This is a genomic window from Pseudarthrobacter sp. KH_020_B (genome assembly GCF_057840185.1).
The window spans coordinates 2,084,419-2,104,495 of sequence record NZ_CM174506.1 but is presented as its reverse complement, the minus strand read 5'-3'; the positions used below and the strand labels follow the sequence as shown (position 1 = coordinate 2,104,495).

General features: G+C 63.2%; 16 protein-coding genes. 8 read left to right on the top strand and 8 right to left on the bottom strand.

Features of this window, described 5'->3' with window-relative positions; genetic code table 11:
• Nucleotides 1-209 precede the first annotated feature (209 nt).
• Nucleotides 210-1,805, bottom strand: a complete 1,596-nt coding sequence (locus AC3IT0_RS09670; RefSeq protein WP_489323474.1) for a helix-turn-helix domain-containing protein — start codon at nt 1,803-1,805, stop codon at nt 210-212.
• A 158-nt stretch (nt 1,806-1,963) separates the two neighbouring features.
• Here AC3IT0_RS09670 and AC3IT0_RS09665 point away from each other — a divergent pair, with 158 nt between their 5' ends.
• The 4 genes from AC3IT0_RS09665 to AC3IT0_RS09650 all read left to right on the top strand — a co-directional run bounded on the left by AC3IT0_RS09665 (nt 1,964) and on the right by AC3IT0_RS09650 (nt 8,166).
• Complete coding sequence (locus tag AC3IT0_RS09665) at nt 1,964-4,018, top strand: hydantoinase/oxoprolinase family protein (protein WP_489323473.1); 2,055 nt, start codon at nt 1,964-1,966, stop codon at nt 4,016-4,018.
• A gap of 2 nt (nt 4,019-4,020) precedes the next feature.
• Complete coding sequence (locus AC3IT0_RS09660; RefSeq protein ID WP_489323472.1) at nt 4,021-6,027, top strand: hydantoinase B/oxoprolinase family protein; 2,007 nt, start codon at nt 4,021-4,023, stop codon at nt 6,025-6,027.
• A 229-nt stretch (nt 6,028-6,256) separates the two neighbouring features.
• A complete protein-coding gene (locus AC3IT0_RS09655) occupies nt 6,257-7,471 on the top strand; it encodes a purine-cytosine permease family protein (protein WP_489323471.1) in 1,215 nt (404 codons plus the stop codon).
• A gap of 446 nt (nt 7,472-7,917) precedes the next feature.
• Complete coding sequence (locus AC3IT0_RS09650) at nt 7,918-8,166, top strand: hypothetical protein (protein ID WP_489323470.1); 249 nt, start codon at nt 7,918-7,920, stop codon at nt 8,164-8,166.
• Between the two features lie 126 nt (nt 8,167-8,292).
• Here AC3IT0_RS09650 and AC3IT0_RS09645 read toward each other — a convergent pair whose 3' ends face one another.
• On the bottom strand, nt 8,293-9,396 hold the full coding sequence (locus AC3IT0_RS09645) for a 3-hydroxyacyl-CoA dehydrogenase (RefSeq protein WP_489323469.1): 1,104 nt from the start codon (nt 9,394-9,396) through the stop codon (nt 8,293-8,295).
• Nucleotides 9,397-9,859: 463 nt separating this feature from the next.
• Here AC3IT0_RS09645 and AC3IT0_RS09640 point away from each other — a divergent pair, with 463 nt between their 5' ends.
• Nucleotides 9,860-10,324, top strand: coding sequence for a hypothetical protein (locus AC3IT0_RS09640; protein ID WP_489321642.1), 465 nt, complete (start codon nt 9,860-9,862; stop codon nt 10,322-10,324).
• Between the two features lie 48 nt (nt 10,325-10,372).
• A complete protein-coding gene (locus AC3IT0_RS09635) occupies nt 10,373-11,107 on the top strand; it encodes a DDE-type integrase/transposase/recombinase (protein WP_489323468.1) in 735 nt (244 codons plus the stop codon).
• 23 nt (nt 11,108-11,130) lie between these two features.
• Here AC3IT0_RS09635 and AC3IT0_RS09630 read toward each other — a convergent pair whose 3' ends face one another.
• The 3 genes from AC3IT0_RS09630 to AC3IT0_RS09620 are packed head-to-tail and all read right to left on the bottom strand — an operon-like array spanning nt 11,131 to nt 14,254.
• Entirely contained in the window at nt 11,131-12,120 is a 990-nt protein-coding gene (locus tag AC3IT0_RS09630) for a tyrosine-type recombinase/integrase (protein WP_489321638.1), read from the bottom strand.
• Nucleotides 12,117-13,037: a tyrosine-type recombinase/integrase gene (locus tag AC3IT0_RS09625; protein ID WP_489321639.1), complete on the bottom strand. Its 921-nt coding sequence runs from the start codon at nt 13,035-13,037 to the stop codon at nt 12,117-12,119. Before AC3IT0_RS09625 ends, AC3IT0_RS09630 begins: the two co-directional genes overlap by 4 nt.
• Nucleotides 13,037-14,254: a site-specific integrase gene (locus AC3IT0_RS09620; RefSeq protein WP_489321640.1), complete on the bottom strand. Its 1,218-nt coding sequence runs from the start codon at nt 14,252-14,254 to the stop codon at nt 13,037-13,039. Before AC3IT0_RS09620 ends, AC3IT0_RS09625 begins: the two co-directional genes overlap by 1 nt.
• Before the next feature lie 141 nt (nt 14,255-14,395).
• Here AC3IT0_RS09620 and AC3IT0_RS09615 point away from each other — a divergent pair, with 141 nt between their 5' ends.
• Nucleotides 14,396-15,208, top strand: a complete 813-nt coding sequence (locus AC3IT0_RS09615; protein ID WP_489323467.1) for a Mu transposase C-terminal domain-containing protein — start codon at nt 14,396-14,398, stop codon at nt 15,206-15,208.
• Nucleotides 15,205-16,017, top strand: coding sequence for an ExeA family protein (locus tag AC3IT0_RS09610; RefSeq protein WP_489321636.1), 813 nt, complete (start codon nt 15,205-15,207; stop codon nt 16,015-16,017). The genes AC3IT0_RS09615 and AC3IT0_RS09610 overlap by 4 nt, the downstream gene beginning before the upstream one ends.
• 193 nt (nt 16,018-16,210) lie before the next feature.
• On the opposite strand, the gene AC3IT0_RS09605 is transcribed toward AC3IT0_RS09610, so the two are convergent.
• From AC3IT0_RS09605 to AC3IT0_RS09595, 3 genes are read right to left on the bottom strand one after another with little or no spacing between them, the layout of a single operon-like run.
• A complete protein-coding gene (locus AC3IT0_RS09605; RefSeq protein WP_489323466.1) occupies nt 16,211-17,413 on the bottom strand; it encodes an acyl-CoA dehydrogenase family protein in 1,203 nt (400 codons plus the stop codon).
• Nucleotides 17,397-18,653, bottom strand: a complete 1,257-nt coding sequence (locus AC3IT0_RS09600; protein ID WP_489323465.1) for a CaiB/BaiF CoA transferase family protein — start codon at nt 18,651-18,653, stop codon at nt 17,397-17,399. Before AC3IT0_RS09600 ends, AC3IT0_RS09605 begins: the two co-directional genes overlap by 17 nt.
• Before the next feature lie 34 nt (nt 18,654-18,687).
• The gene (locus tag AC3IT0_RS09595) at nt 18,688-20,046 is read right to left on the bottom strand and encodes an aminotransferase class III-fold pyridoxal phosphate-dependent enzyme (RefSeq protein ID WP_489323464.1); all 1,359 of its coding nucleotides are present in this window, start codon (nt 20,044-20,046) and stop codon (nt 18,688-18,690) included.
• Between the last annotated feature and the right edge of the window lie 31 nt (nt 20,047-20,077).

Below are 20,077 nucleotides of genomic sequence, written 5' to 3'. Positions count from 1 at the left end.
CGATCCGCGGCGGTAGTCTGCCAAGATTTCCATTCGGGCCTCTTCTTTAAACGTTCGGTGTGCTTCGTTGCACTTCCGAAGGCGTCCTAGTGGGGAACCGGAACCCAATGCGGTTCCTGATGAAAAGCGTAGGCAGCCACGAAGCCTCCGTCTTGAGGCAGAACGTCAAGAAGTGAGGGTCGATTTGTACGAATTGTTGAGAGGTCTGACTAATCCGGCAGTTGGGTGGTGGACTGGCTTGATGCAACTATCTCGTCGTGGAACGCGAGGTAAAGGTTGGCGATGATCCTGGAACTGGAGAGGGATCCCCCTACCAGGGCTTCCACCTTTTTCAAACGATATCTGACGGTATTTGGGTGGACGAAGAGCACGTTGGCGACCTTGGCAACATCCAGGTCATTCACGAGGTAGGAGATGACCGTCTGCTTTAGTTCGCTGTCGCCGCTCAGAGGTTCAACAAACTTTTTGAGCTTGTCCTTGTCTTGTGGAGACTGACGGCGTGCCAGGAGCCATGTGGACGGGTCCACCTCATCCAGCCGGACGATGCCACGGTAGGTTCCCGAGCTATCCGGGGCACCCGCTTGGATCTGCCTGCGGGCAATTCCTGCTGCTGCTTCTGCCTCACGAAAAGCGTCGGGGGTGGAAGCCAGGTCGGAATAGGGTTCAGACAGTCCGACGAAAACCGACCTGTCGGTCAGATCTAACCAGGCGTCCAGGGCGGACGAGTTCGAGACCACGGCATGAAAGCCGGGGGGACTCTCGGGCGTCCGGCCATTCTCTGCCAGCAAGAGTCCCAATCCGCTGCTTTCAGCGCCTCGCAAAAGCCGTTCAGAAAATGAACGGTCCAGCGGCTCCTGCTCTAAATTTGCGGACACGACGGCGCGTATCTGCTCGTAAGGAGTAAAGCGGAAGACGCGCATCCGTTCCCAATGCCTGAACTCTCGAGCCACCGGAACACCGTCTTGGAGCATGGTCAGCAGCTGCGTGTTTTCATGCCGCTCTCTGGTATTTGAGAACTGGGCGATGCCGTTAACTGCCGCCAAAAGCCGCTGCGTCGTTTCAAGCAGCACCTCACCAAGGTCCCGGAGAACCCGGTGGTTTTTCGTCGCCACCGCCAATGTATAGCCATCGCCTCGGAGTACCAGCGGCCGCGCCATGACTTCCCACCGGCCGATCACGATGGCGTCGGATTCGTTTTTTCGGTTATGCAATTCCTTCCAAATCAGGTGAGTCGGGCCATCTCCCGAGGCTTCAATAATCCGCCCGGACTCTTCGTATAGAACAGCTGTACCCCGGCAGGCGGACGCGAGCCTGATGATGAGAGCTTTCACAGGGTCATCGGCGGACATGCTCTGCAGCAGGTCATTGCTGAGCCACAACGCGCGCTTCTGGACGTAGGCATCAGGCGCTGCTTGCGAATGGTTGATGAAGTTCTCTATGCGGTAAAACGGGACATCGGCGGCCACGGTGTACAACGGAAATTCAGCCTTTTTGCAGGCCGAGACCAGCTTGGCCGGCACCTGGTCAAAGTAGACTCCGATCCCGAAGAACACAGCCGCCACCCGGGCTTTCCGCAGATCTTCCACCAGCCTCACGGCCAGCAGTTCGTCCCGTTCGGCGTTTACGAACCTCAACCCCGTTGTGAGCAGAACCGTATTCGGCTCCAACCAGTCGGCGGGGTGGTGGATGTCGCTCGTGTGGGCTCCCGTGATGACCGTACCGGGGTTTCCAGGCACAACCGGGGCCAAGCCTAAGGGCGCTTCGGAAACCACGTCATTGAGGGTGACGGGTGAGTTGTCGGGCATCTTGCCTCCTAGTAAGAGGGTAAGGGAGGCCAGGAGAACTGCTGATTGTAAATCTCACAAAGGACCTTCCCATTAATTTTAGTTTCGCCAGTGACAGAGACTCACGTCACAGCGGATGGTTGGTGGTACCCAATCAGCAGCTTCCTGGAGGAACAAAGATGTCCAATGTTAGAGTCGCCGTCGATGTAGGCGGCACATTTACTGACGTCTGCATATTCGACGAAGAAACACAGCGTATGCGTGTCACCAAAGTCCCGTCGACGCCGGCGGATCCTATGCTTGCGATACTCAGTGGCGTCGAACGCGCCGAGATCGATCTCGCAGACGTGTCGCTGTTCTCACACGGCACCACGGTGGCAACGAATGCCCTGATCACCCGGAACTTCCCCCCTGCAGCGATGGTAACGACAAAGGGATTCCGGGATGTCATCGAGATCCGGGACGGTACGAAAGACGACCTTTGGGATGCCTACAACGACGTAAGCGGTCCCTACATCCGCCGCCGCGACAGGTTTGAAGTCTCGGAGCGCATCGACTACGCCGGCAACATTGTCTCTCCTCTGGACGAAGGAGAAGCCCGCCGTCTGGCCGGCGTGCTCCGCAAGCGCGGCGTCACCACCATCGCTGTCTGCTTCATCAACTCCTACGCCAACGCCGAGCACGAGATCCGGATGCGAAAAATTCTGGAAGAGGAACTTCCGGAAGCCACGGTCTCCACCTCGGCAGAGATCCTGCCCGAAATCTTCGAGCACGATCGTTTTAACACCGCCGTCTCCAACGCTGTGCTGGGACCCCTTGTCTCCGGCTACGTCAGCCGTCTCGCCGATGAACTCAAGAACGGCGGTTACGACGGCGACCTGCTGCTCCTGCACTCCGGCGGCGGGTCGATGACCCCGCGCATGGTCAAGCGTTACCCGGTGCGCCTCGCGGCCTCCGGCATTGCGGCCGGGGCCATCGCGGCGAAGCACATCGCCCAGCAGTGTGGCTTCGAGAACGCCGTGGGCCTGGATATGGGTGGGACGTCTACCGACATCGCTTTGGTCTCCGATGGTGAGCTCCGCATCACCAAGGAATGGCAGGTCGAATACGGCCACCCCATCGTGTTCCCCAGCATCGAGGTGCTGACGATCGGTGCCGGCGGCGGTTCGATTGCGCACATTGACATTGCCGGTTCACTTCGCAACGGGCCGCAGTCGGCCGGTGCAGACCCGGGACCCGCCTGCTACAACATGGGTGGCCAGGACCCCACCAACTGCGACGCCAACGTGGTCCTGAACAGGCTTGGGTCCACGCTGGCCGGAGGGGCGAAGACGCTTGACCGCGGACTGTCGCAGGCGGCGATCAAGCGTGCGATCGCTGAACCCCTGGACATGAGCGAAGCGGAGGCCGCCCACGCCATCCTGCAGGTTGCAAACGCCAACATGGCCGACGCCGTCCGCCTCATCTCGATCCGTCGCGGCTATGACCCCCGCGACTTCGCTCTGATCGCCTTTGGCGGGGCCGGCGCCCTGCACGGCGCAGAAGTAGCGCGGGAACTGAACATTCCCACCGTCGTCGTACCGCCCAACCCCGGCGTCACGTCCGCGTTGGGCTGCCTCCTGGTGGACATCCGGCACGACTTATCGGCGATGTACACGGCTGTTGCCGCCGACGCCGATCCCGATGACCTGGAGAGCAAGTACAAGACGCTCGAAACGGAGGCAACCGCCCGGCTCCGCCACGAAGGCGTGTCCGAAGAGAACTCCATCCTCCAGCGCATCATCTCCATGCGCTACCAGGGCCAGTGGCGTTCGTTGGCCGTCAACATGGGAACGGGCGACAGCGCCCTCGCAGAAGCCATCCAGAGTTTCCATCAGCAGCACGAACGCGAATTCGCGTTCCGCCAGGATGATCAGCCCGTGGAGATCTATCAACTCCAGCTGTCCGCGATCGGCAAGACACCCAAGCCCACCTTTGCTCCAGCCACGAAACGTGTCTCGGAGCCCGGAGAACCCGATTCGTTCCGCCAGGTCTACTTCGGAAATGACGGCTGGCTCGAGACTCCCGTCTACGACCGCACCAAGCTTGGCGCCGGTGCGACGTTCGAAGGTCCCGCCATCATCGACCAACTCGACTCCACTACGGTCGTGCCCCCGCGGACCACCGCCGAGATCGATGAATGGCTCAACATCCGGATCCACCTCACAGAGTTCAAAGACGAGCAGGAAGCCTAATCATGACCGACGTGATCACCATGCCAGATCTCCATGTCGCACACACCAGTGCGCGGCAGGGCTCAGGCCTTGACCCTGTTACCTTCGAAGTGCTGAAAAACGCCTTCGTCACCAGCGTCGACCTGATGAGCGAGCAGATCCTCCGGACCTGCTACTCCTTCGTTATCTACTCCCGCGACTTCTCCTCCGCCCTCTGTGACGCGAACGGAAACACCGTTATGCAGGGCAGCGGCGACATCGCAGTCCACGTGGGCACCCTGCATTTTCAGTGCAAGGCCGTCATCGACGAGTTCAAGAGTGACATCCACCCAGGCGATGTGTTCGCCATCAACGATCCCTACCGGGGCGGCACACACTTCAACGACGTCAGCTTCATCCGCCCGATCTTTTCCGAGGGCGAGGTGATCGCCTTCGCCCAAAACAAGGGCCACTGGGCGGACATCGGCGGGAACGTCCCAGGTTCATTCGATGTCAACGCCAAGGAACACTTTGGCGAAGGCCTGCGGATCACGCCGGTCCGAATCTGGAGCAAAGGCGTCTTCCTCCACGACGTCGCGCAGCTCCTGGTCTCCAACACCCGCGCACCGCGCCAGGCCATGGGTGACCTCCAAGCACAGTCGGAAGCGACCGCCGTCTGCGAGCGCGAAGTCCTCCGGCTTGTGGATAAGTACTCCAAATCCACAGTCGTCGCCGCGATGCAGGAAACCCAGGACTACGTGGAACGGATCGTCCTGCGCCGGCTGGAATCCCTGCCACAAGGTGTGTGGGAGACCACCGATTACATCGATTTCGATCCAGGCAAGGGCGAGGGCCTGGTGCCCATCAAAATCAAGCTCACGCTGGACGGCAAGGGCATCCACTACGACCTCACTGGTTCGGCCCCCGCCGTCGAAACGTTCCTGAACTCCGGTTACGGCACCACCCACTCGGCCATCTACGCCGGAACAAAGACGTTCTTCCCCGACGTTCCCCTTAACTCGGGCTTCTACGCCGCCGTCGACGCGGAAATCGGCCCCGAGGGCACCGTGGTCAATGCCGGATGGCCGTACGCTGTGACCGGGTTCTGCTCCGGTCCCTACGAGAAGCTGATGAACGGGATCTTCGAACTGTGGTCCCAGATCATGCCCGAGCGTGCCATGGCGTGCGCGTTCAACCTCGAGTACCTCCTGGTGGGCGGACGCGACGGCCGCACCGACGACAACCCTTACTTCATGTGGTACGACTGGATGGCTGGCGGATGGGGTGGCCGGGCGTCCAAGGACGGAGCCAGCGCGACAGCCCCGGTCTTCGGCCCCGGTTTGGCGGTCCAGCCCATTGAAGGTCAGGAGCGCCTCTCGCCGGTCCTGACCACCGTGCACCAGATCGGCACCGACTCCGGCGGACCCGGCAGGTTCCGCGGCGGACTGGGCATCGAAAAGGGCGGAACACTGGTCGATGCAACGAAGACTGTCATGAGCTACTGCTGCGACCGGGCACGCTCCATCACCTGGGGCATCGAAGGCGGTCTGCCTTCTATCCCGCACGGGGTCTGGATGAATAAGGGCACCGACCAGGAGAAGTTCCTCGGCTCCAACTTCTCGGCAGTTCCGCTGCACTCCGGGGACTCATTCACACGCCCGTCTGCTGGCGGCGGCGGCTACGGCGATCCCTTGGAACGCCCCTTCGACGAAGTACTCGATGACGTGATCGACGAGTACGTGTCTATCGAACGGGCAGCCAAGGACTACGGCGTCATCATCCGCGAAATCGACCGTGAATTGGACCAGTTCGAGATCGATGAGGCGGGCAGCACCCTGCTGCGCCAACAGATCCGCGGCGACCGGTCCTCATGGCTGAGCGCCGACCCGGTCGCCGTAGCTGAAAAGTACCGAGCCGGAGAGGTGGACATGCTCGACGTAATCCGCCGCCACGGCGTCATCCTCGACTGGGGCACCGGCGAACTGTTCCCCGAAACTACCAACGAGTTCCGTAGAAGCATGGAGAAGCGTTCCTCGTCCCATTGGCACTAAGCGCATTCTGACCAACACCGGGCCCGCAGGCGCTGATCGCGCCGGCGGGCCCGCCTGTATCCAATTTCTTTGAACAGACCTGAAAGGCACCAAAATGTCCTATTCAAACTACGTTCTACCTGACACCAAACGTGCCGGAAAATGGTCGCTCACCATGGCATGGTGGGCAGTGTTTTCCGCGATGTTCTGGATTTACGTTGCTGTGGCATCGGCAGGCGCAGTAGGGGTGGTGAACACCATCATCGGAATGGTCCTGACCATCGTGACCTACGGCGCCATTAACCTTGTGCTTTCCCGGTATGCGGCGCGGACGGGACTTACAGTAAGCCTCTTCTCGCGCACACTCTTTGGTTTGGGCGGCTCTGCCCTGGCTTCCCTGATCTTCGCGGCGACGGCAATCTATTACGCCGTGTTCGAAGGCTCCATTATCGCCGTGGCATTCCATGAATTCTTCGGCGGCAGCATGGTGGTTTGGTACGGCGTCGTAGTGATCTACGCCGTTCCCCTGGCTTTGGGCGGCGTGCAAAACTGGCTTGACAAGCTCAACGGACTCTTGCTGCCGCTCTATCTGGCGGGCCTGATCGCCGTTGTCGTGGCCGCCACCATGCTCAAAGGCGTCCCCACCGACTGGATCGGTAATGCAGCCGCCTCTTCGGCTCTGCCCGGCTGGCTGACCTCGTACCTTATCTACATGGGCGTCTACATCATGATGATGTACACCTTCGATTACGCACGGATGGGACGCAAGAAAGACGAAAAGTTTCTGGGCACGGTGGCCTTCGGCTGGGTCTTCTACGCCTTCACTTTCGGTTTGAACGGGCTCGTGGGCATCTACATCATGAGCGCCTGGAAGCTTGAAGCCTCCGAGACTGGAGTAGTACAGGCCTTCATTTCCTCCCTGGGCTTTGTAGGGCTGCTCATCATCCTCGTTTCACAGACACGCATCAACACTGCAAACTACTTCCTGGCATCAGAAAACCTGTCCGCCTTTGCAAGCCGGGTCTTCAAGCTCAACCTCTCCCGCTCCATCTGGGTCGTTGTCTGTGGCGTTCTGGCATTCCTGCTCATGCTTACGGACGTTCTGAGCTACCTTCTCAAAGCGCTGGCCTGGCAAGGTGTGTTTGTGACCGCATGGGTAGCCATCGCACTGGTATTCATTGGCCAGAACTGGAAGAGGCCCCACCTCGTCCCAGACATCCGACCGGCCAATCTCAAGGCAATGAGCCCGGGAGCAGTCGCTTGGGTGTTCGCTTCAGCAGTCGGGATCGCCCTCACTGAACAAACAATGTGGCCGGTCGTGGCGCAGCTGACGCCTTTGATCACCATGGCCTTGGCCGCCGGCACCTACTACGGCGCCTACAAGTTGTCGCCGCCGCTTCTGGTCAGTTCCGAAGAGAGTATTGACACGGTCACAGAGGATCTTGATCCTGCAATCACGCAATAGGTGAGCGCAAGAGTGCAATGGCAGCCAAACTCCACCGGACAACCTGTCCGGTGGAGTTTGGCGCATGGAATGGAATCCACGCGGGTCGCGGCTCAGCGTCTGAAGCACTGGCCCCTGTCATCTGGCGGCTCACAGAGTAATGCGGAGGCATCACCCCGACCAGCGCCAGCCGTAGTTAGTCCCGGCCCGTAAAGTTCTACGCCTGCCCCGACGGAAGTAGGCCTTCTGGCCTGCGCCGTTGGCTGCCAGCCACATCGGAAGCCGTCCGTCATTTCAATGCCCGCCGACGCTGTCGCGACCCTGGTCGAACGCAGGACCCGCTATTTCACGGCTGACAACCTGCCAAATGACGACACCGCCGGATCACTCCGCGACGTACTCCGTCAACAACACGGCCACCCTTCCGGCGCACCTGCGAATCCCTGCCCCGGGACCAGGGCAGGAAAATGCCGCCTACAAGTTCCTTCACGTCGGCCACCGACACGAAGGTCTACTTCTGCAATCCGGCAAGCACGTGGCTCCGCGGCTGCAACAAGATCGGGAACGGGCTGCTGCGCCGGTACCTCTCCGAAGGCACCGACCTGCCCGCTACGGACCCTAAGACCGCCAACATGTCCCCAAGAGGTCAACGGACCCCACGCAAAACGCTCGGCCAGGAAACCCAGCCGAGCGTCTACGTGCGGCAACGCCCCTAGAAACTGCCCCCTATCCTCCAGTGCCAGTCCCGCACCAAGGGAAGGGGCGACACAGTGGCAATGGAATCACTGGCCTCGACCCGATCACCTGCGGCTGTGTCCCCTGGACGTCTCGGCCGTTATGTATCATGCCCCCAGCAGGCGAGTAAGACCGCCTACCGGGAAGTTGGCGCCCAGGGTCATGCACCGGTCAATGTCCTCCCAGGTTTCGACCACCCCCTCATCCAGCATGAGGTGGGCTTCTTTCGCCAGGGCTTCGCGGACACGCCTTCGTAGCTGGGCCGGATCCACCCCATGCGGTTCCGCAGGCAGGATCCGGGCAGTGGATGGAACATTGCCGTTTTCGTCGAAGAAGCCGGGAAGTCCGGCTTCGGCGATCGCAGTGAGAGCAGCTGACCGGCCGAAACGTTCTGGGTACGCGCGGTGAAGTCTGTCTGAGATGTGCCTTTGCACCGAGGGGCCGATGTATCCGATCAGGTTCAAGGGCGTCATAGGCAGCCCCCATGGGGACAGGGAGTTATCAACGGCTACAGGGTCTGAACCTTCGTCGATCTCAGCCAGTATCTCGCAAAAGAGGCGAGTGAGAAGACGGTTGACAACAAAGCCTGGTGTGTCAGCGACGGCTACGGCGGTCTTGCCCAGACCTCCGGCGAGATTCCATGCCGTCGCGAGAGCGGTATCCGTGGTGAAGGGAGTCCGGATTATTTCGACGAGCGGCAGGACAGCTATCGGATTGAAGAAGTGGAACCCGATCACCCTCCCTGGGTGCCTGAGATTGCGTGCCATGCCAGTAACGGAGAGCGAGGACGTATTGGTGAACAGGAGTGCTTCCGGAGCGATGGACTCCTCCAGTTGCCGAAATACGCTCCGTTTAGTCTTCTGGTCCTCGAATACAGCCTCAATTGCCGCGTCGCAGTCGCTGAAGCGTGCTGGATCCGTCGTGCCCCGGATCAGTCCTGCGATATCTGTCGCCTCTCCGGGCAGGAGCCGGCCCTTGACTTCCTGCCGATCAAGGTGCCCGCGAATTCGGTTGAGAGCAGCGGAGACCCTATCGGCTGAAAGATCGCTTAGGAGGACCGGGATGCGGAGCTTCTCCGCGATCAGTAGGGCGAGTTGGCTTGCCATGAGGCCGGCACCGACGACGCCCAATGCTTCTATGGCCTTGGGGTGTGCCGGTGGAGTGGTCGGCGATGATGTAAGTGCATTTGTTGCTGACGAGTTGTAAGGCATCTGATTCTGCTTCCGTTCCCACCCCCTGAGGCAGGCCTTGTCGTGTGTTTAGGAAAGTCGCTGGCCGCTCCACCCGGTTGTTGCGCGTCGCAGTGTTTGGCGGTGGGGGCGTCTCTGGCGATGACGATGCAGGTTTTTCCGGTGGTGTCTTGATTTAGTGCCGTCGGCGGCGTCAGGCTGACGATGTCCGGATAAGGCGAACGGCCGGTGTGGGAGTTTCGAAGCACCACGCCGGCCGTTCTGACGCGTAAAGGCCGCGCCGATGCTCACGGTAAGTCATGAGGCTGTCTCTGTCGAGTCGGATCTGGCTGGCGGGCGGTTGGCCTGTCCGGGGTGCAGGGGCAGGCTGCGGCCGTGGGGCTGGGCACGGGAACGACTGATCCGGCACGGCACCGGCACGGACCTGGCCCTGGTGCGCGGGCGTCCGCGCCGGGGGCGATGCGCGGATTGTTCGGCCACGCATGTGCTGTTGGGCGTGGATCTGGCGGCCCGGCGGGCCGATACGGCCGAAGTGATCGCCTCCGCCATCGAGGCCAAGGCTGTCAGCGGGGCAGGGCACCGGGTGATCGCGGCGCGGCTGGGCCGACCGGCGTCCACGGTGCGCGGCTGGCTGCGCGCATTCGCCGCTTCCGCCGGCCCGATCGCCGAAGTGTTCACCGCCCTTTCCCACCGTGACGGCGCGGACGCGGCCGGACTCTGGCCCGCGGCCGCCCCGGCACCGGCCGGCCGGGCGCTGGCTGCGGTGGCGGCGTATGCGGGCGTGCTCGCGGCCCGGTTTTCCGTCGCCACCGTGGCGTGGCAAACGGCAGGGCTCGCCGTTGCGGGTCCGTTCTTCTTCAGCGCCGGCCGATGGCAGGACCGGGAGCAACACGAGCTGGCCCTTATGCCTGGTTCCCCGGGCGGTAAGGGTGGGAGGAGCGCCGGCTGATCCTGCCGGGGCCATCGTTTCCTGACCTCTTGAAAAGGACAATGACCCATGACGGAATCCGAGCCGCAGCGCGGTCCCCTGGCCCGCAAGGACCGGGCGGAAAAGATCGCGTTGTTCCGCTATCAGCTCATCCGCGATGCCGCGGACACGTCGCTGACTTCCCGCCAGCGCGGGCCCATGGTCCGTGCCCTGGCTGCCGCAGAGCACACCGGCCCGTCCGGGCAGGCCGTGCGCTACTCCCGCGAGACCCTGGACCGGTGGATCAGCGCCTGGCAGCGCGAGGGATTCGACGGACTCAAGCCGCGGGAAAGGGCCGCCGGCCCGGTGACCCCGGAGACCGTGCTGTCACTGGCAGCGACGCTGAAGCTGGAGCGTCCGCACCGCACCGCGGCCCAGGTGCGGCGGATCATGACCGAGACCCTCGGCGACGCGCCGTCCGAGTCGACACTGCTGCGCCACTTCCGCACCCTGGAGATCCCCACCGGCACGCCCGCGCAGGCCACCGGCCGGTTCGAAGCAACCCGGCCGAACGAGATCTGGGTCGGTGACGGGCTCCACGGTCCCCGGATCGGCGGCCGGAAAACCTACCTGTTCGCGTTCCTGGACGACCACTCCCGCCTGGTCACCGCGGCCCGCTGGGCGTTCGCCGAAGACGCCGTCCGGCTCTCGGCCGCGCTGCGCCCGGCCCTGCAGACCCACGGAATCCCCGACGCGGCCTATGTCGATTATGCCGACCTTCGCGTTATGCCAACGTTTTCTCGTTGTCCCTGTTCAGCGAGGTGAGAGGGGCGGATTTGTCGGCATAATCAGAGGGCCTCGAGGAAGGCCAGGATCGGGTCCGGAGGACGATAGCGGCCCGGGGCGGTGTCCGCTGGCGTGACGCGGGCGATGGCTCGTTCCTTTTGCGACATGTCCGCGTGCAGGTAGGCGTTGGTCGAGGAGACTTGCGAGTGGCCCAGCCAGAGCGCTATGACCGTGACGTCCACCCCGGCGAGGAGAAGCCGCATGGCCGCCGTATGGCGCAGGGTGTGGGCGCTCACGTGCTTCGTCCTCATCGATAGGCAAGTTGTTCCTGCCGTGGCGGCGTAACGGGTGATCCGATGTTCGATGGCGTCACGGCTGAGTTTCCTGCCGGTGCTTGCGGGGAAGAGCGGATCCGCAGGCGACCCTCCGCGTTCACGCAGCCACGCCCGAAGAACACTAACGGTGGAGGGCACGAGCGGGGTGCGCCGCTCTTTCCGTCCCTTCCCGATGCAGTGGATGTTCGCCCCGGCACCCAGAGACGCATCGGCGCAGGTGAGCCCGGCGAGTTCCGAGATCCGCAACCCGGTCTGGATGGCCAGCAGGATCATGGCGTGGTCGCGCCGCCCGGTCCAGGTGTCCTTGCTGCACGAGTCCAGGAGTGCGTCGACCTCGGCTTCGTTGAGGAAGGTCACCAGGTTCCGGTCGAAGCGTTTGGGCCCGATAGCGAGCACACGTTGGATTGAGGCTGCGTGCTCCGGGTGCCGCAGGGCCGCATAGGTGAAGAGCGAATGGATGGCGGCCAACCGGTTGTTGCGGGTCCGCACGCTGTTGTGCCGGTCCGCTTCCAGATGGGTCAGGAAGGCGGCCACGAGAGGGGCGTCGAGGTCGCCGATATCGAGTCCGCTGGGTGGTTTATGTAGCTTATCGCTGGCGTAGCGGAGCAGGAGCCGGAAGCTCGTTCGGTAGGCATCAATGGTGTGGGGGCTGGCGCCACGCTGGCCAAGGAGCCGGTCGGTGAAGAAGGCCTGCAGGGTGGGGGCCAGCGCGGTCATGACCGCGCCCCGAATCGTCGGTCCAGCCGTTCGGCGGCCAACACCATCAGTTCCGGGGCGGCTGAGAGGTACCAGTAGGTCCCCGCTGGGCTGACATGGCCGAGATAGGTCGACAAAACAGCCATGCCGGCGCCAACATCGGCTCCGGCCCGGTGCCAATCGATCAGGGTTTGGACGGCGAAACTGTGCCTTAGATCGTGGATGCGTGGCTTCACGGTGGCGGTACGCAGCCCGATCCCGGTCATGATGTCGTTGAAGGTGTGCTCAACGCTGCTTGTGCTCAGACCGGTTCCCGCCGGCGTGAGGAAGAATGCCGCGGTCCGGGGCGTGGGGCAGAGCCTGTCCCGGCGTTGGGCGTAGGAGGCCAGAGCTGCCGTGGTGCTCGGATGCAGCGGAACCAGCCTTGCCCATTCGAATTTGGCATGCCTGATCGTGAGCACGCCGGTGCTGAGGTTGACGTCCTCGCGGTTGAGCCCGAGCGCTTCCCCGAGCCGTATCCCCGTCACGGCAATGAGACCGAACAGGGTTTCGTGCGTAACGGCCCGCAGTTCCGGGCGGAGCTGCCCCGCCCCGTCCAGCAGGGCACCAATCTCCTCGGCTGACCAAAGGTATGGGGTGGGCCGTTGCTGGCGGGCACCGAACACATCCAGTGGCGGGATTTCCGTTGCAGGGTCGATGCTTTTCAAGTAGCGAGCGAACCCGCGGACAGAGCCGAGCCGGTGGGCCCAGGTGATGGGCTGGACGCCCTGGCAGTCCCGCGCCCAGGCAATGGCCAACTCGCTCGTTAACACGGTGGCGCCGGACGCCTCGAGGAAGGCCACGAACCGGGGCAGGTCATAGCCTTCCTGCCTGAGCTTGTAGCCCAGATCCCGCCGGAGTCTGAGGTAGTCATTGGCATGGCCGAGGAGCTCTCCCATCACCGTTCACCTCCCGGCCATGGCCGGGCCAGGGCCCGGAGCCCATCAATATCCAGACGGGCGTAGAGGGCGGTGCTCGTCAGGCTCCCATGCCGGAGCACCTGGGCGATCTCGGGCAGGGGAACGCCGGAGTTGACCATCTCACAGGCCAGGGTATGGCGCAGACGGTGTGAACCGACCGGGGCGAGTCCGGCCCGGTGGCAGGCTCGGCGCACAACCAACGAGATCCCGCCCCGGCCCAGGGCCTCAACGGGCGCCAACGATCGCAGGAAGACCGCCCGATGAGAGGTTCGCGGGCGTCCCCGCCGGAGATAGCAGGTAATCGCCTGGCCCACATCAACGGGGATCGGGAGCCGGTCATCACGGCGGCCCTTTCCATGGACCACGACCAGCCCCGCGCGCCAGTCGATGTCCTCGAGGCTCAGCGCGGCGACCTCACTGGCCCGCAGGCCCAGGCGGAGGAGGATGACCAGGATGGCATAGTCCCGCCGGCCCTCGTTTTCCCGCCGGTCACAGGAATCCAGGAGCCTTCGGGCATCCGCGGCGCTGATTCCCGCAGCCAACGGTGAACGGCGGCGTCCGGTAATGGCAAGGGCAGCTCCCGAGAGGTCGGTGGAGACCAGTCCTTCGGTGAAACAAAAGCGCAGGAACGAGCGCACGGCCACTACGAAGAACTGGGTGGAACCGACCGAGACCTTCGCGGCTTCGGTGCGCACGGCATCGGTCACATCCTTGGTCCTCAGATCGGCCAGGGCGCCCGCTGGCGTCTGCTGGGCTAGGAATCGGCGGGCCCGCAGCACGTAGGCGGCCGCCGTGCACTGGGCCAGTCCCCGCTCGGAGAGCAGGAACTTCTCGAACGAGGACAGGAGCACATCGATCGGCGATCCCGGCACAGGCGCCTCGATCTCGGCCTGGACCACGCCTTGTTCAACGAGGACCTCGATCATGGTGTTGAAAACGCGGGGCGGATACGGCGAAATGCGCCCCGCGAAGTGTCTGGCCGCGACGAACTGGCGGACGCACCCGCCCGTCACATCCACAGCTGTCATTGACCGTTCCTGAAGCCAGCGGCTCCAGTCGGCCACCATCCTCAGTTCACTGGCGATCGTTAACGGCGTGTAGCCCAGGTCCTTCAACTTGGATCTGAAAGCAGACGCGAACGGGGCCAACGGCCCCGTCATTCGGACCTTGCTGACCTTGGTTGCAGGCATGGCCATGACTTCCTCCTTCATCCGGATATCGATGCAAGAAGGATCGCGCAGACCTCGCGATTATGCCGACAATTCCCGAAATCTCACCCCGCTGAACAGGGACAACGAGAAAACATCGGCATAACGCGAAGGTCGGCATAATCGACATTGTGCCGACGTCGGCACAATGTCGACAACGGGTCTGCCTTTGTCGACGCGTCACTGGCGAGGATCTGCGCCCGGCTGGGCATGAAGCTGATCCATTCCCGGCCTTACCGGCCCCAGGGCAGGGGCAAGATCGAGCGCTTCTTCAACACCGTGAGCTCCCAGTTCCTCTCCGAGATCACCGTGATCGACGCCCCGGTCCAGACGAAAGTTCCGGGCACCGGCCCGGTCGGGAACCCCGGAGAGGATCCCGACGGGACCGCGATCACCTCGTTGGCGGAGCTGAACGCCTTATTCATCTCCTGGGTGCAGATGGTCTACCACCGCACCGTTCACTCCACCACCGCGATGACGCCGCTGGCCCGCTGGGACGCGGGCTGGGAAAACCGGCGCCCGGACCGCCGGGATCCGGACGTGATCGCCGAAGCGTTCCGCTGGTCCGTGACCCGCAAGGTCACCAAGACCGCGACGGTGTCCCTGCAGGGCAACACCTACCAGGTCGACCCCATGCTCGCCGGCACCCGCATCGAGCTGGTCTATGACCCGTTCGATCTGACCGGCCCGGTCGCGGTGACCGCCGCCGGCGGGATCCCTGCCGGGGAAGCGGTCCTGCTCGAGATCCGCCGACACGTCCACCCCAAAGCCGTCAACGCCGCCAAAGACGCCGACACCGGCGCGAGGAACGCAGGCTCCGGGATCGACTACCTGCGCCTGGTCGAAACCCGCCACAAAACCACCCTGACCGGCGCCCCGATCAGCTTCGAGAAAATGGCCGCCGGCGTCGGCGCGACCGGAACCAATGGAGGACCCCAATGAGCATCTCAAACCTGCAATCCCACTACGGCTTCACAGCCATGCCCTTCGGCCGCTCCATCCCGGTCCAGGCACTGCACCCCCACCCCGGGCACCGCGAGGCGGTCGCCCGGATCCAATGGTGCGTCGCCCAGCGCCAGATGGGCGTGGTCACCGGCGAGGTCGGCGCCGGCAAGACCGTCGCCGTCAGAGCAGCCCTGGCACAACTCGAAGCATCCCGCCACCAGGTCATCTACATCGCGGACCCCACGATCGGCATGCGCGGCATCCAGTCCCAGATCGTCACCGCCCTGGGCGGGCAGCCAGCGTTCTACTCCGGAGTCCTCGCGCACCAGACCGCGTCCCTGCTCGCCGGGGAACTGGACGAACGCGCCCGCCTGCCCGTGGTCGTGATCGACGAGGCGCACCTGCTCGGCAACACCGAGCTGGAGTCCCTGCGGATGCTCACCAATACCGGGATGGACACCGGCTCGCACTTCGCGCTGCTGCTCGTCGGCCAGCCCACCCTGCGCCGCCGGCTCAAACTCGCGGTCCTGGCCGCCCTGGACCAAAGGATCTCCACCAGGTTCGCGATCAACGGCATGGACCTGGCCGAGACCGCGGACTACATCCGCCACCACCTCAAATTCGCCGGCAGATCCGACACCCTGTTCTCCGACGACGCCGTCGCCGCGATCCACCAGGCATCACGCGGCTACCCGCGGGCGGTCAACAACCTCGCCGTTTCCGCCCTGATCGCGACCTATGCCGGCAACAAGGCCATCGTGGACCTCTCCGCCACGCAGTCCGCGATCACCGAGAACAGCGAGTAAAACCCGCCGTCACCAATGACGGCCACCACGTCAGGCCGACGACGAACGCCCCGCCGGAAACAGCCCGCGGGGCGTTTTCGTGCACGGCCCATCGTCACAAAAACCGACGCCGCCATCGTCAAATAACGCGACGCCTAACACCGGTTCCCATTGGGACCTGCACCAGACGCGCCCAAGCGGCCACCGGCGAAATTCAGCGAAATGCTCCCAGGCCCGTCAGCTTCTGACCAAGGATGAGTGTGTGAACCTCGTCAGTGCCCTCGTAAGTGCGCACTGATTCCAGGTTGTTGGCGTGGCGCAGGGGTGAGTGTTCGAGGGTTATCCCGTTGCCCCCTAGGATGGTGCGCGCTTCACGGCATATCTCGATCGCCTCACGGCAGTTGTTCAGCTTGCCCACGCTGATCTGGTGGTTTTGCAGCTCTCCGGCATCCTTCAGCCGACCCAGGTGGAGAGCCAGAAGAAATCCCTTGTTGATCTCCAGCGCCATGTTCACGAGCTTTTGCTGAGTCAATTGGTACCCAGCCAGCGGCCTGTCGAACTGGAGCCGCTCCTTTGAGTAGGCCAAGGCGTCTTCAAAAGCATCCCGTGCGGCGCCCATAGTTCCCCAGGCGATGCCATACCGGGCCTCGTTGAGGCAGGTAAAAGGGCCCTGAAGGCCGGTGACATCCGGCAGGACCGCGTCGCCGGGCAGGCGCACGTCATCCAGCGTGATTTCACATTGGACCGAGGCCCGCATCGACAGCTTCGGCTCAATGGGTGTGGCCGTAAAGCCAGGCGTTTCGGTGGGCACTACGAATCCGCGAACTCCGGTATCGGTCTGGGCCCAGATCACTGCTACATGCGCCACGTTGGCAAGTCCGATCCAACGTTTAGTCCCATTCAAAATCCAGTCCCTGCCGTCCCGGCGGGCAAAGGTGGCCATGGAGGAAGGGTCGGACCCCGCGGTGGGTTCAGTAAGACCGAAACATCCGATGGCCGCCCCAGCGGCCATCGGCGGAAGCCATTCCTCTTTCTGCTCCTCGGAACCGTGCTTTGAGATCGCAGACATGGCCAGAGATCCCTGGACGGAGACGAACGTGCGTATTCCTGAGTCACCGGCCTCGAGTTCCGCAGCGGCGAGCCCATAGTCAACTGCCGTTCCGCCGGCACATCCGTAGCCTTTCAGGTGCATCCCGAGCACGCCGAGCTGGGCCAGGTCGGGAACGATCTCGAGCGGGAACCGGCCTTCTTCATACCATTTCGCAATGTTCGGTTTGATCTCCTCCCGCACATACTTCCGGACCCGGTTACGCAGGGCGACTTCCTCAGCAGTAAGGAGCGTATCGAAGGAGATGAGGTCTGAGGGGTCCGGTGTGGTGGTCGCCTCGGTCTCTGCGGTGCTAGGAGCAAGGGTCATGATGTGGTCCCTCCTGGGCGTGCATGATTTGGGTAGTTTGCTGCATGGAATCGGTGTCGGTAGAGCTTGAGTTTCGGGGCTGCCGCAGCCAGTCCCGGACCTTCTGGGTGTGCTCACCGAGAGCGGGCGGAGCGTGCGTGCGCGGTGGCAGCGGGGGGCTCCAGGTGATCGGGTGGCGGATCTGGCATCCCACCACCAACCCATCGGCGTCGTGGACCTTAATGGTCGGCGACAAACCCAATGACTCCGCGTAGGCAATGCCTTCACCAATGCTGGCCACGCGGCCCGCCGGTACGCCCACGCCGACCAGTTTGTTCTGCCATGCTTCCGCCCCGGCCCCTGCGAGCCCGGCTTCAAGCAGCTGGACAAGTTCCCGACGGTTCTTGACCCGTGCTGAGTTGGTGCCGAACCGTGGATCTGCGGCCAGCTCGGGTTTCCCGACCGCCTCACAGAGCCTGGCGAACTGGGTGTCGTTACCAACGGCTACGGCGAGCGGGTCATCACCGGTAGCCAGAAGCTGGTACGGGACGATGGAAGGATGCTCATTTCCCAGCCGTGTTGGCAGAACACCGGCTCCCAGATACGCCTGACCCTGATTGACGAGGGCGCCCTGCAGGCTCGAGAGAAGATTGACCTCAACCCGCCTGCCCCGCCCCGTGGAGTGGCGCTCCGAAAGGGCGGCGAGGATACCGATCGTGGCATCTTTCGCCGTCAGGACATCGACCAGCGCAACACCAACTTTGAAAGCGCCACCCTCTGCGTCGCCGGTAATGCTCATAAGCCCGCCGACGGCCTGGACGATAAAGTCGTAGCCCGGCAGATCACGGCCCCCTTCCGAGCCGAATCCGGAGATGGAGGCGTAGATGAGTCCGGGGTTTACTTCAGCGAGCGATTCATATCCGAGCCCTAGTTTGGCGAGCCCCCCTGGTTTGAAGTTCTCAACCAATACGTCGGCTCGATGTGCGAGTTCCCGGGCGAGCTCCAGGTCCTTAGGATCGGTCAGGTCCAGCGCGATGGACTCCTTGTTCCGGTTGACGCTTTCGAAATAGGTGGCCCCTGTTTTTGAGGACGGCGGCGCCCATTCTCTGGTGTCGTCCCCGGTCCCCGGCCGCTCCACCTTGATGACGCGTGCACCGAGATCGGCCAGAGTCATGGTGGCGAGCGGGCCGGCGAGGACACGGGAGAAGTCTGCGACGAGAATCCCCTCCAGCGGCGCGCCGGCTCTCGCTGCCGGTGTCATGGCTGACTCCGATCGGCCCACCGTCCCCGTCCGGTCATGACAGTACAGACCGGATGGAGGCCTCCAGCACGGCCAGGCCCTCCTCGAGGACGTCAGCTTCGATCCCAAGAGGTGGCAGCAGCCGGATGACATTCCCGTTGGTACCGCAGGTCAGAGTCAGGACACCGTGAGCGTTCGCTGCCTGCGCGGCCGCGGCGGCGAGGTCTCCCCTGGGGCCGGAGCTGTCACCAAACTCGATCGCCATCATGGCGCCCCGGCCGCGGACATCCGTGACGCCGTCCAGAACCACGAGAGGCTCCAGGCGGCGGCGCACGGCGGCTTCAATGCTTGCGGCGTTCTCGAGAAGGGAGCCCTCCTCGAGGAGTTCAAATACGGCCAGCGCGGCCTCGCAGGCCACCGGATTGCCGGCGTAGGTTCCGCCAAGCCCACCCCTGTGGACTGCATTCATGAGCTCCGCGCGTCCTGTTGCGGCTGAGAGCGGCAAACCGGCGCCGAGGGCCTTTGCGGTAAGTGTGATGTCGCCGGCAATTCCTTCCTGCTGGGAAGCAAACAGGGTGCCGGTGCGACCCATGCCGGACTGGATCTCGTCGATGACCAGAACGATTCCGTGCCGGGTGGCGATTTCCCGGAGCCCTTTGAGGAATCCGGGCGCCTGAACAATAAAGCCGCCCTCGCCCTGGATTGGTTCGATGACCATCGCGGCGAACGTCTCCGCCCCGTTTTCGGCGAGGAGTTCTTCAATCTGCTCGAGGGCCTTTCCAGGTCCATCAGGCGATGAGTGCGCTGGCGCCGTCGGACCACGGAAAACGGAACCCGGGAAAGGGCCGAAGTTGAGCCGATACGGGTTCTCTTTGGCCGTCATGGCCATCGTGAGCTGGGTGCGCCCGTGGTAGGCCTCATCGAAGACGAGGATGTTCGGGCGTCGGGTGGCGGCCCGGGCGACCTTGATGGCATTTTCAACCGCTTCTGCACCGGTAGTGAACAATGCGGTCCGCTTCTCGAAGTCGCCCGGAGTGTGTTCATTGAGCCACCGGCAAACGTCGACGAAGGAAGCGTACTCGGTGACCATGAAGCACGTGTGCGTAAACCGTTCCAGCTGGGCTGCGGCGCGCTTGGCGACCTTGGGGTTAGCCGCACCGACGCTCGTTACGGCGATACCTGAGGCGAAGTCGATAAGGTGGTTGCCGTCAACGTCGACGAGCAGCGCGTGCAGCGCGCGCTCGATAAATACCGGCATGACGATGCCGAATGCGTCGGTGACGTGCTGGCGGCGTTCAGCTTCCAACTCCCGAGAGCGCGGGCCCGGGAGCTCGGTCAGCAGGCGACGCGCTGTTGCTTTGACCTTCGCCGGGTGGTTGGCCGGGTTCGTGGCAAGTTCTGGTATGACTGTCATGGGTCCTCCTCGTGTGGTGAACTCCACGATA